This is a genomic window from Streptomyces sp. NPDC054765 (assembly GCF_053612065.1).
On sequence record NZ_JBSHBP010000012.1, the window covers coordinates 102848 to 115450 of the forward strand.

At 71.4% G+C, this 12603-nt stretch carries 14 protein-coding genes; 6 read left to right on the forward strand and 8 right to left on the reverse strand.

What is annotated here, in order from left to right:
• Positions 1-195 precede the first annotated feature (195 nt).
• The 7 genes from ACWGJY_RS11020 to ACWGJY_RS11050 form a co-directional block, all read right to left on the reverse strand.
• Positions 196-528, reverse strand: coding sequence for a TcmI family type II polyketide cyclase (locus tag ACWGJY_RS11020; RefSeq protein ID WP_453260471.1), 333 nt, complete (start codon positions 526-528; stop codon positions 196-198).
• 56 nt (positions 529-584) lie between these two features.
• The gene (locus ACWGJY_RS11025) at positions 585-1058 is read right to left on the reverse strand and encodes an SRPBCC family protein (RefSeq protein WP_453260472.1); all 474 of its coding nucleotides are present in this window, start codon (positions 1056-1058) and stop codon (positions 585-587) included.
• A 1-nt stretch (position 1059) separates the two neighbouring features.
• Entirely contained in the window at positions 1060-1335 is a 276-nt protein-coding gene (locus tag ACWGJY_RS11030; protein WP_453260473.1) for an acyl carrier protein, read from the reverse strand.
• A 15-nt stretch (positions 1336-1350) separates the two neighbouring features.
• Positions 1351-2601, reverse strand: a complete 1251-nt coding sequence (locus ACWGJY_RS11035) for a ketosynthase chain-length factor (RefSeq protein ID WP_453260474.1) — start codon at positions 2599-2601, stop codon at positions 1351-1353.
• On the reverse strand, positions 2598-3866 hold the full coding sequence (locus ACWGJY_RS11040; RefSeq protein WP_453260475.1) for a beta-ketoacyl-[acyl-carrier-protein] synthase family protein: 1269 nt from the start codon (positions 3864-3866) through the stop codon (positions 2598-2600). Before ACWGJY_RS11040 ends, ACWGJY_RS11035 begins: the two co-directional genes overlap by 4 nt.
• Positions 3863-4297: a cupin domain-containing protein gene (locus ACWGJY_RS11045; RefSeq protein ID WP_453260476.1), complete on the reverse strand. Its 435-nt coding sequence runs from the start codon at positions 4295-4297 to the stop codon at positions 3863-3865. Before ACWGJY_RS11045 ends, ACWGJY_RS11040 begins: the two co-directional genes overlap by 4 nt.
• A gap of 68 nt (positions 4298-4365) precedes the next feature.
• Complete coding sequence (locus ACWGJY_RS11050) at positions 4366-5484, reverse strand: SchA/CurD-like domain-containing protein (protein ID WP_453260477.1); 1119 nt, start codon at positions 5482-5484, stop codon at positions 4366-4368.
• Positions 5485-5735: 251 nt separating this feature from the next.
• On the opposite strand from ACWGJY_RS11050, the gene ACWGJY_RS11055 reads away from it, so the two are divergent.
• From ACWGJY_RS11055 to ACWGJY_RS11065, 3 genes are all read left to right on the forward strand, one after another.
• On the forward strand, positions 5736-7370 hold the full coding sequence (locus ACWGJY_RS11055) for an FAD-dependent oxidoreductase (protein ID WP_453260518.1): 1635 nt from the start codon (positions 5736-5738) through the stop codon (positions 7368-7370).
• A gap of 211 nt (positions 7371-7581) precedes the next feature.
• The gene (locus ACWGJY_RS11060) at positions 7582-7893 is read left to right on the forward strand and encodes a hypothetical protein (protein WP_453260478.1); all 312 of its coding nucleotides are present in this window, start codon (positions 7582-7584) and stop codon (positions 7891-7893) included.
• Positions 7853-8341, forward strand: a complete 489-nt coding sequence (locus ACWGJY_RS11065) for a glutathione peroxidase (RefSeq protein WP_453260519.1) — start codon at positions 7853-7855, stop codon at positions 8339-8341. Before ACWGJY_RS11060 ends, ACWGJY_RS11065 begins: the two co-directional genes overlap by 41 nt.
• 88 nt (positions 8342-8429) lie before the next feature.
• On the opposite strand, the gene ACWGJY_RS11070 is transcribed toward ACWGJY_RS11065, so the two are convergent.
• Positions 8430-8825: an STAS domain-containing protein gene (locus tag ACWGJY_RS11070; protein ID WP_453260479.1), complete on the reverse strand. Its 396-nt coding sequence runs from the start codon at positions 8823-8825 to the stop codon at positions 8430-8432.
• Between the two features lie 424 nt (positions 8826-9249).
• Between ACWGJY_RS11070 and ACWGJY_RS11075 the strand changes: the two genes are divergently transcribed.
• The 3 genes from ACWGJY_RS11075 (at position 9250) to ACWGJY_RS11085 (ending at position 12580) form a co-directional block, all read left to right on the forward strand.
• Positions 9250-9993 carry a GAF domain-containing protein gene (locus tag ACWGJY_RS11075; RefSeq protein WP_453260480.1) on the forward strand — a complete coding sequence of 248 codons (744 nt, stop codon included), beginning with the start codon at positions 9250-9252 and terminating at the stop codon, positions 9991-9993.
• Between the two features lie 88 nt (positions 9994-10081).
• Entirely contained in the window at positions 10082-12037 is a 1956-nt protein-coding gene (locus tag ACWGJY_RS11080; protein WP_453260481.1) for an ABC transporter ATP-binding protein, read from the forward strand.
• 60 nt (positions 12038-12097) lie between these two features.
• Positions 12098-12580 carry a nuclear transport factor 2 family protein gene (locus tag ACWGJY_RS11085; RefSeq protein ID WP_453260482.1) on the forward strand — a complete coding sequence of 161 codons (483 nt, stop codon included), beginning with the start codon at positions 12098-12100 and terminating at the stop codon, positions 12578-12580.
• Positions 12581-12603 lie beyond the last annotated feature (23 nt).

Sequence of the window (12603 nt, forward strand, 5' to 3'; positions counted from 1 at the left end):
TCGCCGTGCACCGGGTGTCCACGTGGGGGGGGGGCCCCCCCCGCCCGGGCGGCCCCGCCCCCGCTATTTTTTTTTAACGCCCCCGGGGGGAACCCCAGCGGGCGCCGGGGGGGCGCGGCCGCCCCCCCCCCCGCGACCCTGCCCTCGTCCGGGCCCGCGCGGGAGCCGGGGGATCGCCTCGGCTCCGCCTGCGCGTCAGCCGCTGCCGTCGCGCTGCCAGCTGTAGAACTGCTGGGCCATCGCATCCTTGGGGCTTCGCCAGGTCTCCGGGTCGTACGCGCTGACGAAGGCGGACAGCTTGTCGCTGACGGCGCGGAACTCGGGGTGTTCCGTCACCTTGGCGATCTCCGGGCCGGGCGGCCGGTCGGATTCGATGAGGTGCAGATACACCTCACCGAACTGGAAGAGGGTCCGCCGCGAGACGCCGACCAGATGCGGCAGTTCCGTACGGTCGGAGGCCTGGAAGACCTCGGCGATGTCCGGAGCGGAGCCGGGCGCCATACGGGCGACGATCAGAGCGTGATGCATCAGGGAGATCCCTTCGTTGCCGCCGGGTGGCGGTCCGGACGCGGCCCGGCGGGCCGTCAGCTGACGGTGGTGGACCGGAGTTCGCGGTCACGCTGCTCGATCCGGTCGCGGATGAGCTCCATCTGGATCCGGGAGTTGCGGTTGATGAGCTCGGTCATGCCCTTGTCGTCGACCGGGGCATCGGGCTTCATGGCGAAGTCCTGGGTCCAGTGCAGGGAGGTGCCGCCCGGGATCTCGGCGTACTTCCAGTGGATGTCCATGTGCGCGAAGGGACCGGTCTCGACGCGGCGGGCGCGGACGGTGCGGTTGCGGCGGTCGACGACGCGCTCGGAGACCCAGCTCCAGACCGTGCCGTTGTCGTCCGGGTGCATCGTCAGCCGGAAGGTGGTCTTGTCGCCCTCCCTGGACAGCACCTCGACCGAGGCGTACTCGCTGAACAGCTGCGGCCAGTTCTCGATGTCGTTGGTGAGGTCCCAGACGAGGTCGAGGGGCGCCGCGATGGTGATGTCGTTCTCGGTGTGGCCGGACATGTCATGCTCCTGTCGTAGGTACGGTGTCTTTGTCCTGGGCGGTGTTGACGAGGCCGAGGAAGTCGCGCGGCGTCTTGCAGCGCTCCGCGTCGGTCGGCATCGGCCGGCCCTGCCGGTTCTCCAGCTCGCCCACGATGCCGAGGAGGCCGAGCGAGTCCAGGCCGAACTCGGCGAAGGTCGCGTCGGGCCGGTTCGCCAGCTCCTTCGGGTCGACGGTGAGGCCGGCGGCCGACTTCATCAGCGCGGCCAGCTCATTGAGCGTCAGTTGAGCGTTCATGTGCAGTTCTCCTTCTCACGAGGGGGACGGGGAGCCCTTCCGCAGCACCATTGCCGCGTTCGAGCCCATCAGCCCCCGGCTCAGCACCAGCGCCGTCCGCAACTCGGCGGGGCGGGCCCGGCCGGTCACCACGTCAAGGTCGTGGCAGACGTCGACGACGTTGGGGGTGGGCGGTACGACACCCTGCTCCATCGAGAGCACCGCGGCCGCGGTGTCCAGGACGGGGGCGCCGCAGTACGCCCGCCCGGTGCCGGTCTTGGGTGCGGTCACCGGGACCTGCGAGGCGTGCCGGCCCAGGGCGTCCGCGATCGCCAACGCCTCGGCCCGGTCGGCCGCAGGGACGCCGAGCGCATCCGCGAACACCACATCGATCTCCTCCGGGGCGCACCGCGCATCCGCCAGTGCGCCGCGGATGGCGTGCGCGAGCCCGTCCCGGGACTCCTCCCACAGGGAGGCCCCGGTGAAGGTCGCGGCGTGTCCGGCCAGCACGGCCCGGACGCTCGCCCCGCGGTTCACGGCCGCCGTCTTCTCCTCGACGATCAGCATCGCGCCGCCCTCGGCGGGCACGAACCCGCATGCGCCGCTGGTGAACGGGCGGTAGGCGCGGGCCGGATCGTCGAGCGTGCTCAGATCGTCGTAGCCGAGCTGGCAGACGACCGAGTAGGGAGCCAGGGGCGCCTCGGCGGCGCCCACGACGACGGCATCGGTGCCGCGCCGAATGGTGCGGCCGGCATGCGCCAGGGCATCCAGCCCGCCCGCCTCGTCGCTGGCCACCACTCCGCACGGCCCCTTGAAGCCGCCCCGGATGGAGATCTGTCCGGTGCTCGCCGCGTAGAACCAGGCGATCGACTGGTAAGGGCCGACATGGCGGGAGCCCTGGCCCCAGAGCCGTTGCAGCTCCCGCTGGCCGAACTCGCCACCGCCCGATCCGGCGGCCGTGACGACTCCCACCGCGAACGGCGAGTCGTTGTAGTCGGCACGGCCGAGCCGGGCATCGTCCAGCGCGAGGTTGGCCGCCGCCATGGCGAAGTGGGTGAACCGGTCGGTCTGGACGAGGTAGCGCTCCTCGATCAGATCCGCCGGATCGAAGCCGCGGACCTCGCCGGCGACCTTGAGCGGAAGCTGCTCACACCCCTCGCGGGTGACGCGGTCGAGGACGCTGATGCCCTCCACCGTCGCCTTCCAGAAGGTCTCGGTGCTCACCCCGTTGGGAGCGATGACACCGATGCCGGTGACGACGGAATGACGTTCCTTCGGGGAGCTCATGATGCCCTCCCACCCTGTCGGGTCAGTACCACCGCTGACTGGAATCCACCGAAGCCGCTGCCGACCGAGAGCACCGAGCGCAGCGGCAACTCCCGTGCCGTCTTGGGCACATAGTCGAGGTCGCACTCCGGGTCCGGAGTCTCGTAGTTGGCCGTGGGCGGCACCACTTGACGGGTGAGCGCCAGCACACAGGCCACGATCTCGATCGCACCGATGGCCCCGAGCGAGTGACCGACCATGGATTTGATGGAACTCATCGGGATGGTGCGGGCGTGCGCGCCGAGCGACCGCTTGACCGCGGCCGTCTCGTGCCGGTCGTTCTGCTGGGTGCCCGAGCCGTGCGCGTTGACGTAGTCCACCTGGGTGGCGTCGATCCTGGCGTGGCCGAGTGCGCTGTTGATCGCCTCGGCCATCTCCAGGCCTTCCTGGGTGAGACCGGTCATGTGGTACGCGTTGCCGAAGGTGGCGTAGCCACGGATCTCACAGTGGATCGTCGCACCGCGGGCGCGGGCGTGTTCCAGCTCCTCCAGGACGAGCACGGCGCCGCCCTCGCCCATCACGAATCCGTCGCGGTGGGCGTCGAACGGCTTGGAGGCGTGGGCGGGATCGTCGTTGTTCGCGGATGTCGCCTTGATCGCGTCGAAGCAGGCCACGGTGATCGGGGAGATCGGCGAGTCGGACGCACCGGCGATGCACACGTCGACCCGGCCCTCCTCGATGGAGTGGAAGGCGTACCCGATGGCGTCGAGGCCGGAGGTGCAGCCCGTGGAGACGGTCTGCACCGGGCCGTGGGCGCCGATCCGTTCCGCCACCGCGGAGGCGAGCGAACTCGGGGAGAACGCCCGTTCCAGATGGCGGCCGGCCGGGCGGTGGTCGACATCCCACCGCTGCCCGTGGTTGCTGACCGCGACATAGTCGTGCTCCAGGCGCGTGGTGCCGCCGACCGCGGTGCCCAGGGACACCCCGACGCGCCAGGGGTCCTCGGTCTCCGTGTCCAGGCCGGCATCGCGCAGCGCCTCGTCCGCGGCGACCATCGCGAACTGGATGTACCGGTCCGAGCGGGCCACCTGCTCCTCGCTCAGCCCGTGGGCCGCGGGATCGAAGTCGCACTCGGCGGCGATGCGCGAGCGGAACCCCTCCGGGTCGAAGAGGGTGATGCCGCGGGTCGCCGTGCGGCCTGCGGACAGCAGGTCCCAGAAGGCGGGCACACCCACACCGCCCGGCGCGACGACCCCGACACCGGTGACCGCCACACGGCGGGTCATGACACCGGCTCCGTGCGTTCCGGTGGTGCGGCCGGTGTGCTCTCTTCCGTGCCCTCGGTGTCGACATGTCCGAGCTCGGGGCGCGGGGCCAGCGGACCGAGGTGGAAGACCATACGGGCTTCCACGTCCCCGACATTGCGGAAGCGGTGCCGCATGTACGGGGGGATCAGCAGTCCCTGGTCCGGGCGCATCGGGTGCGGTTCCCCGTCGAGGTCCACTTCGAGCGCGCCTTGGACGACGTACACGAACTCCTCGGAGTAGGGGTGGTAGTGCTCGCCGATCTGCTCGCCGGGCTGCACGAGTGCCATGCCCATGAAGCCGCTCGTGGCGCCCACCGCGCTGGGTGTCAGCATGGCGCGCAGATCACCTCCGCGCCGGCGGTTGGGCTGGGTCTCGCTGAGGTCCACGATGCGTGGGCGGTGCGTGGTCATGGCTGCTTCCTCCAAGGGCGTGAGGCCGGGGTGAATGAGAGGGGGAGACCTGCTGCGGCCGGGCGCAGTCAGGCGCCCGGCGCCCGGCGGTCGGTGATGAGGGCCATGTCGGAGCGCTCCAGGAAGCGCGCGAGCTCGCGGTCGTTCGACAGACCGCCGGTCACCTCGGTGTCGAGGAGCCGCCGCAGCACGGCCGTCTTGCGGGGGCCGCGCACACCGAGCGCCAGCACGGGGTCGCTGTCGAGGGGGATCCGGAGGTCGATGAGCCGGACCACGACGTCGTCGCGCTGGAAGATGGTGCTGCCGGCGACGGGACAGGACTGGTCGTCGGCGGCCAGCTCGTCCTGACGGGCCAGCATCCGGGCCAGCACCATCCCGCACCCCTCCTTGGCGGGGTAGAACAGCGCATGCCGCCGGATGCCGTCGGGCTGCGCTCCCCCCGCCGCGACGTGATGCACCGCGGGCAGTGCGGCACGGGTGAAGAACACCCGGGCGGAGTTCGGATCGCTCAGGTCGCGGTCCTGCTCCAGATACGGGTTGATGGCCTCCTCGACGGCCCGGACCTCGGGCTGCTGGGAGATGTGCCGCAGCGCCGCGACGAGGTCGCCCTGCACCTCCACCGCGCGCACGACGCGGTTGCCGTGCATGAAAAGGGAGGTACGGCGGAGCCGGGTGGCCTCGTCGACCTTGGCCTCCGGGGAGGTGTACCCGGCGAGGATCTCCGCGACCATCGATTCGCTGCCCGGCTTCACGGTGAAGGTCAGCGCGTGCCGGACCACCCCGTCGCCGACGCGGGGATTGGCCTGCAGACGGCCCTTGGGAGGCTCGGGCACGAGGCTGGCGATGTTCGAGGTCTCACGAAGGACGCTGAACCGCAGCGACCGGGTGTCGCGGACACAGCCGTGCAGCGGCTGGACCATCTTCACGTGTTCCTCGCTGTTGACCCAGGCCAGGAACGGCGGTGCACTCTCCCATTCACTGGTGATGAGCCACTGGGAGGGGTTCTCGATGGACTGGCACAGCTGGTCGGTGATGTGCCCGGGGACGGACGCGACCTGGTTGCGCAGGTGCTCGTAGGCTTCCAGGAAGCGCTGCTGGGCTCCGTCATGGAGATCCAGGAGCAGCACGACCCGAAGCCGTGAGCCGTCGAAGGCCGACTGGGATATTCGTTCCGACAGCGTTGTCATCTTCTACGCATCTCCTTCGGGGCCCGATGGCCCCAGTGGTGCGTCGTCAGTTCCGGTGCGATCCGGGTGACTGAGCCGGATGGTGGGGGCGGCCGGCCCGGTGTCCGGGGGGCGTCCCGGATTCGATCGTGGCCGGGACCCACGGGTGGCGCGAGATGTGTGAGCCATGCAGGTGAACCGTGATCGAACAGGTCCTCAGCCGGGCATTCGTGCTCCATCTGCCGTCAGCGTCCCTGGAGCTGGAGCACGCAATGAATCCCACCGTCGAAGAGCGGGTTCCGGTACTCGTCGTGGGCGGGTCCCTGGTCGGCCTGTCCGCGTCGCTGTTCCTGGGCCGACTGGGTGTCAGACATCTGCTGGTCGAAAAGCACGCGGACACCTCCCGCCACCCGCGCGGGCGGGGGAACAACGTCCGCACGATGGAGCTGTTCCGGGTGGCCGGTGCCGAGCAGCGGATCCGTGAGGCCGCGTCGGTCCTGGCCGACAACCACGGGATCCTGCAAACCCGTTCGCTCACCGGCGACGACCAGGAGTGGCTGTTCAAGGAGATCGACCCGGGCGGCGGGCTGGCCCGTATCAGCCCGTCGGCCTGGTGCCTGTGCAGCCAGAACGACCTGGAACCCGTACTGGTGCGCTGCGCCCGCGAGCACGGCGGTGACCTGCGGTTCTCCACCGAGCTGAGCTCCTTCGAACAGGACTCCCAGGGTGTGCGGGCGACCCTCAGGAACCGGGAGACCGGCGAGCTCACCACCGTGCACGCCAACTACCTCATCGCGGCCGACGGCCCCCGCAGCCCCGTCAGGGAGCGGCTGGGCTTCCGGCAGACCGGGCCCGGCGACCTGTTCCACAACGTGAGCATCACCTTCCGTGCGCCGCAGCTCGCGGACGTCGTGGGTGACCGTCGTTTCATCGCCTGCTACTTGACCGACCCCGAGGCCGACGGCGCCCTGCTGCCGGTGGACAACCGGGCGGACTGGGTCTTCCACGCCCCCTGGCACCCCGACCGGGGCGAGACCCTGGAGGACTTCACCGACGAGCGGTGCATCGACCACATCCGCCGGGCAACGGGCGTACCGGACCTGGCCGTGGAGATCACCGGCAAGGCCCCGTGGCACGCCGCCGAGCGGGTCGCGGAGCGCTACGCGGCCGGCCGGGTCTTCCTCGCCGGCGACTCGGCCCACGAGATGTCCCCCACCGGGGCGTTCGGTTCCAACACCGGTATCCAGGACGCACACAACCTCGCCTGGAAGCTGGCCGCCGTGCTGAACGGCTCGGCGGGCCCCGGACTGCTGGCGACGTACGAGGCGGAACGGCAGCCGGTGGCGCGGGAGACCAGCGCCCGCGCCTCGGCGCGCTCGGCCGAGCACAGCCACCCGGGGTATGCGCCGGCGCCCGGCGCGGGCGGCGGCCGGCAGCGCGGGGTGCTCACCGTCGCGCTGGGGTACTGCTACCCGCAGGGTGCCGTGGTCGGCGCCGACCCCGAACTGCCGGTGGTTCCCGAACAGATGCGGCTGACCGGCGAACCGGGCACCCGCGCCCCGCACATGTGGCTGCGGGCCGGCGGCGTACGCCGCTCGACCCTCGATCTGTACGAGAAGTCCTTCGTCCTGCTGACCGGTACCGACGGCGAGATGTGGCGCACCGCGGCCAAGGGCGCCAACGAGGAGTTCTCCCTCGGGCTGGACTGCTACCTGATCGGCGCCGGGCCGGACGACGACCTGGCTCCCGAGGAGGGCGCCGACTGGGCCGAGAAGCACGGGACGACGCCCGAGGGAGCGGTGCTGGTGCGCCCCGACGGTTTCGTGGCGTGGCGGGCCGAGGGGCGGGTGGCCGACCCCGAGGCGGCGCTCCGGGAGGTGCTCGAAGCGCTGCTGTGCCGGAGCTGACCCGCCCGGCACGCCAACGCCCTGTTCGAACGGCAGGAACCGGGTGCTGTGGCACACGAGGCTGATGATGACGGAGGGACCGGCGGGACATTCCGCCGGTCCCTCCGTCGCGCGCGAACGTATCTTCTGCCCGTCACCACCGCAGGGGCTTCTGCGGACCGTCCCGGCCGCGTCCCGCAACTCGGGGACCGATTTCCGGTTGAGTCCGGGCATGGATGCCAAGAAGCCCGCCCCGCACCCCTTTCAGCGCATCTCCCTGCCCCACCAGCCGCCGGCGCTGCCGCCTCCCGCCCCACAGCCGCGCCGCCCGGCCGAGGAGCGGACACCGATCTTCGACCAGTTGCTGAAGGAGTGGCGCTCGGGGGAGATCCGGCCGGTGGTGTCCTGGCCGGTCGACGATCCGGGGAAGACCGTGACGGGCGCCGCGGTGGGGGCGGATGATGGTCGTCCGTATCCGCGGACCCGTGACGAGGAGCATGACCGTGAGCCTGTACGACATCCCGCTGCGCACCCTGACCGGTGAGCCCGCTTCGCTCGCCGACTACCGGGGCAAGGCCCTGCTGGTGGTGAATGTGGCGTCCAAATGCGGGCTGACCCCGCAGTACTCGGGCCTGGAGCGGCTGCAGCAGCGCTTCGGGGACCGGGGCTTCAGTGTGCTGGGCTTCCCCAGCAACCAGTTCGCGGGCCAGGAGCCCGGCACCGCCGAGGAGATCGCCACCTTCTGCTCGGCGACGTACGGCGTGAGCTTCCCGCTGTTCGAGAAGACCGATGTCAACGGCGAGGACCGGCACCCGCTCTACGCGGCGCTGACCGGTACCGAGGACGCCGAAGGGGCGGCCGGCGACATCCAGTGGAACTTCGAGAAGTTCCTGATCGATGCCCGGGGACAGGTCGCGGGCCGCTTCCGGCCGCGCACCGAGCCGGAGGCCGAGGAGCTGGTCACCGCCATCGAGGCGGCCCTGCCGGCCTGAGCCGGTGCCGCGCCGCCGGGCCGTGGGCGGGCGCGGGGGCGGACCGGCGGCGTACGGGGCGCGCGGTCACCCGGCGGAGCAGCGCCGGTCAGGCGACGGCGGTGCCGGCGGCGTCCGTGACCCCGGCCGCTCCGGCGGCTCCGGCGTCTCGGGCCGCCTCGCCGGTCCCGGCCTCGTCGGTCACGAGGTCGAAGCTGCCGGTCAGCCCGGTCATCCGCAGCAGCCGCGCGACGCTCCCGCCGCCCGAGACACCGGTCAGCCGCAGCCGGCCGCCCCGCTGCCGCGTGCGGTAGCGGGCGCGGCTCAGCAGGGACAGTCCGGCGCAGTCGATGAAGGTGACCGCACGTACGTCGACCACGAGGTCGGCGCCCTGGGTGCCGGTGATCTCGTCCAGCCGGTCGGACAGCACCGACACGGCGAGAATGTCCAGCTCACCACGGAGTTCCAGCACGGTCGTGCCGCCGGCCGCGCAGCTGGGTCCCACGATTCTCGGGTAGTACTGACCTTCATCCATCGGCCCGGCCCACTTTCGTGCCGAGGCGCGGGATATGGCCACGCGTCTGCGGCGGAGATGTTCGGTAGGTGTGGGGGGCGCCCGGCGCAATCCGGGCGGGTCGGCCCGTTTCCGGGTCGTCGGTGATGCGGTGGTGTGTCGTCTGAGTCTCTGCGTTTTTGCTGCTGTGCCCGTAGTTGTCTACGGCTTACCCGCAGTCCGCGCCCTCAAAGTCCCGGCGCACGCCAGAGCTTCAGGTTGTCTCAAAGTCGCCCCTTGCGGGCGTGGCCGAGATAGGGCGCGCCGGAAGCCGCCGGTTCGACGGGCCGGCCCCCCGTGCCTCGTGAGGCCCCCGGCCCGAGGGGCCCAATACCACCCTTTCGAACGAATTAGACTGTTCGAACCGCCCGAATGTGTGAGGTGTGCCCTGAAGCCGTCGGATCCCGCCGGAGATCTCCCCGAACGCACCGCGCAGAGCCTGCGCGAGCTGGCCGGTGGGCCGATCTCCCGGCTTCCGCAGCTTCTGGAGGCGATGGTGGCGGTCGGCTCCGACCACGATCTGCGCCGCGCGCTGGGCCGCATCGCCGAGACCGCCGCCTCCCTCACCGGCGCCCGCCATGCCGTCGTCGCCCTGCGCCCCGAGGACGGCGAAGGGCCCGGCGACCGGATCACCCACGGTCCCTCCCCCGGGGGCGAGCCACCCGCAGGAGGGTCTGTGGAGGTGCCGATCCAGGTGCAGGGGGAACGGTTCGGCACGCTGTACGTCACGGGGAAGGGCGACGGCGGGGAGTTCGGCGAAGCCGATCTGCACCTGGTGCGGGTGCTGGCCACGGAGGCCGGTATCGCCCTGAGCAATGCCCGGATGCACTCCGCCGCCCGGCAGCGCAGACGCTGGATCGACGGTGCGGCGTCCGTCACCACGGCGCTGCTGGCCGCGCCCGAGACCGGCTCGACGACCACCAACGCCCTCACCGTCGTCGCGGAGAAGGGCCGGGAACTGGCCGAGGCGGCGACCGGCGCGGTGCTGCTGCCGCACGCCGAGGGCGGTATGGAGGTCGTGGCGATCTCGACGGTGCTGTCCGAGACCGTACGGACCGAGGCGTACCGTGGGCGCGGTGTCCCGCACGCCCCGACGGGTGACGGCGCCGCAATCAGTTGACCTCAACATTGGTTGAGGTCCTAGGTTGCTGCTATGTCGCCGGTCACTCACGGCGATCCCGTGACGACCCGGCACACCGGAGGCCACCATGGACATGGAAGTCACCGCCTGGCATGCGCTGCACAGCACGATGACGGCTCAACAGGGCCGCCGCCGCTTTTCCCGCGGCACCCTGCGCCGCATCACCGCATTCGCCCGCCCGCACCGCCGCCACCTGGTGTGGTTCCTCGTGCTCAGCACGGTGACCGCGATGCTCGCGGTGGCCACTCCGCTGCTCGCGGGCCGGGTGGTGGACGCGATCGTGGGCGGCGGCCCGGCGTCCGTCGTCGTCGGGCTGTCCGGGCTGATCGCGGTGATCGCGGTCGCGGAGGCCGGTCTGGGGCTGCTGACCCGCTGGCTTTCGGCGAGCATCGGCGAGGGGCTGATCCTCGATCTGCGGACGACCGTCTACGACCACGTCCAGCGGATGCCTGTCGCCTTCTTCACCCGCACCCGTACCGGCGCGCTGGTCAGCCGCCTGAACAACGATGTGATCGGCGCCCAGCGGGCGTTCAGCGACACCCTGTCCGGGGTCGTCAGCAATATCGTGACGCTGCTGCTCACGCTGGTGGTGATGCTCGGCCTGTCCTGGCAGATCACCCTGATCGCGCTGGTGCTGCTGCCGCTGTTCGTGCTGCCCGCCCGCCGGGTCGGCCGGCGGCTGGCGGATCTGCGCCGGGAGGGCGCCGACCACAACGCGACGATGGGTACGCAGATGACCGAGCGGTTCTCCGCGCCGGGCGCCACCCTCGTCAAGCTGATGGGCCGTCCGGCCCGCGAGTCCGCCGAATTCGCCACCCGGGCCCGCCGGGTGCGCGACATCGGGGTCCGTTCGGCGATGGTCCAGACGTACTTCGTCACCGCCCTCACCCTGGTCTCCGCCCTGGCGCTGGCCGTCGTCTACGGCCTGGGCGGGTCCCTCGCGCTGCGCGGACAGCTGGAGCCCGGCGCGATCGTCTCGCTGGCCCTGCTGCTCACCCGGCTCTACGCCCCGCTGACCGCGCTGTCCGGCGCCCATATCGAGGTGATGAGCGCGCTGGTCAGCTTCGAGCGGGTCTTCGAGGTGCTCGACCTCGAACCGCTGATCTCCGAGAAGCCGGACGCCCGCACGGTCCCCGAGGGTCCGGTGTCCGTGGAGTTCGACTCCGTCCGCTTCGGCTACCCGTCCGCCGACAAGGTCTCGCTGGCCTCCCTGGAGGAGGTCGCCACCCTCGACACCCGGGGCGGCGAGGAGGTTCTGCACGGCATCTCCTTCCGGGCCGAACCGGGCCAGATGGTCGCCCTGGTCGGGTCGTCGGGCGCCGGCAAGTCGACCGTGGCCCAGCTGTTGCCGCGGCTGTACGACACCGACACCGGAGCGGTCCGGCTGTCCGGGGTGGACGTCCGCGATCTCACCGCCGCCTCGCTGCGCGACGTCCTCGGGATGGTCACCCAGGACGGGCATCTCTTCCATGACTCGATCCGCGAGAACCTGCTGCTGGCCAAGCCGGAGGCGGCCGAGGAGGAGCTGTGGGACGCGCTGCGCCGGGCGCGTCTGGAGGAGCTGATCGCCGGACTCCCGGACGGTCTGGACACCGTCGTCGGCGAACGGGGCTACCGCCTCTCGGGCGGCGAACGGCAGCGGCTGACGATCGCCCGGCTGCTGCTCGCCCACCCCCGGGTGGTGATCCTGGACGAGGCCACCGCCCATCTGGACAACACCTCCGAGGCGGCGGTGCAGGAGGCGCTCACCGAGGCGCTGGACGGCCGGACCGCCCTGGTCATCGCGCACCGGCTGTCGACCGTACGGGCCGCGGACCTGATCCTGGTCGTCGAGGGCGGCCGGATCGTCGAACGCGGGACGCACGAGACGCTGCTGGCCGCCGACGGACGCTACGCGGAGTTGTACCGGACGCAGTTCGCCGACTCCCCGGACCGCCGGGAGGACGCCGGGGAAGCCGCGGAGGTTGCCGGGCGCACCGATTCCGGCCCGGATCCGGTGGCGGAGTCGGCGCTGGTGAACTGACGCCGCGCCGGAAGGCCCCGCCTCTTGGCGAGGGCCTTCCGGATACCGAAAACTGAGGCGATGACGCAGCGCGCGGAACACTCCACTGTCATGGACCGCCTCGCCCTCGACGATCTGATCACCGGGTACGCCATCGCCGTGGACGACGGCGACTGGCCCGGCTATCTGGCCCTGTTCACCCCGGACGGCCGGGCCGACTACCGCTCCGCGGGCGGTATCGAGGGCGGTACGGAAGAGGTCGCGGCCTGGCTCGCCGGCATGCTGCGGCACTTCGCCATACGGCAGCATCTGATCGTCAACCGCCGCATCACCCTCGCCCGCCGGGACGGCGCCCCCGGCGACACGGCCACGGTCCAGGCCGACTACCTCAACCCGATGCGGCTCGCCGGCCCCGCGACGGATGACGGAGACGGCCCGACCGCCCCCAATTACACCTGTGCCGGCCGCTATGAGTTCACCGCCCGGCGCACCTCCGACGGCTGGCGTCTGACCGGGGTCGTCGTCCACGAGAAGTGGCGCCAGGTGCGGGCCGCCGGTGACTGACCGCCCCCGCCATGTGCCGGCGC

Bases quoted from the DNA above. Each gene is read 5' to 3' on its own strand.
- ACWGJY_RS11025 (WP_453260472.1), bottom strand. From the start codon at position 1,058: ATGTCCGGCCACACCGAGAACGACATCACCATCGCGGCGCCCCTCGAC.
- ACWGJY_RS11030 (WP_453260473.1), bottom strand. From the start codon at position 1,335: ATGAACGCTCAACTGACGCTCAATGAGCTGGCCGCGCTGATGAAGTCG.
- ACWGJY_RS11085 (WP_453260482.1), top strand. From the start codon at position 12,098: ATGACGCAGCGCGCGGAACACTCCACTGTCATGGACCGCCTCGCCCTC.
- ACWGJY_RS11020 (WP_453260471.1), bottom strand. From the start codon at position 528: ATGCATCACGCTCTGATCGTCGCCCGTATGGCGCCCGGCTCCGCTCCG.
- ACWGJY_RS11035 (WP_453260474.1), bottom strand. From the start codon at position 2,601: ATGAGCTCCCCGAAGGAACGTCATTCCGTCGTCACCGGCATCGGTGTC.
- ACWGJY_RS11045 (WP_453260476.1), bottom strand. From the start codon at position 4,297: ATGACCACGCACCGCCCACGCATCGTGGACCTCAGCGAGACCCAGCCC.
- ACWGJY_RS11040 (WP_453260475.1), bottom strand. From the start codon at position 3,866: ATGACCCGCCGTGTGGCGGTCACCGGTGTCGGGGTCGTCGCGCCGGGC.
- ACWGJY_RS11055 (WP_453260518.1), top strand. From the start codon at position 5,736: ATGAATCCCACCGTCGAAGAGCGGGTTCCGGTACTCGTCGTGGGCGGG.
- ACWGJY_RS11080 (WP_453260481.1), top strand. From the start codon at position 10,082: ATGGACATGGAAGTCACCGCCTGGCATGCGCTGCACAGCACGATGACG.
- ACWGJY_RS11050 (WP_453260477.1), bottom strand. From the start codon at position 5,484: ATGACAACGCTGTCGGAACGAATATCCCAGTCGGCCTTCGACGGCTCA.
- ACWGJY_RS11060 (WP_453260478.1), top strand. From the start codon at position 7,582: ATGGATGCCAAGAAGCCCGCCCCGCACCCCTTTCAGCGCATCTCCCTG.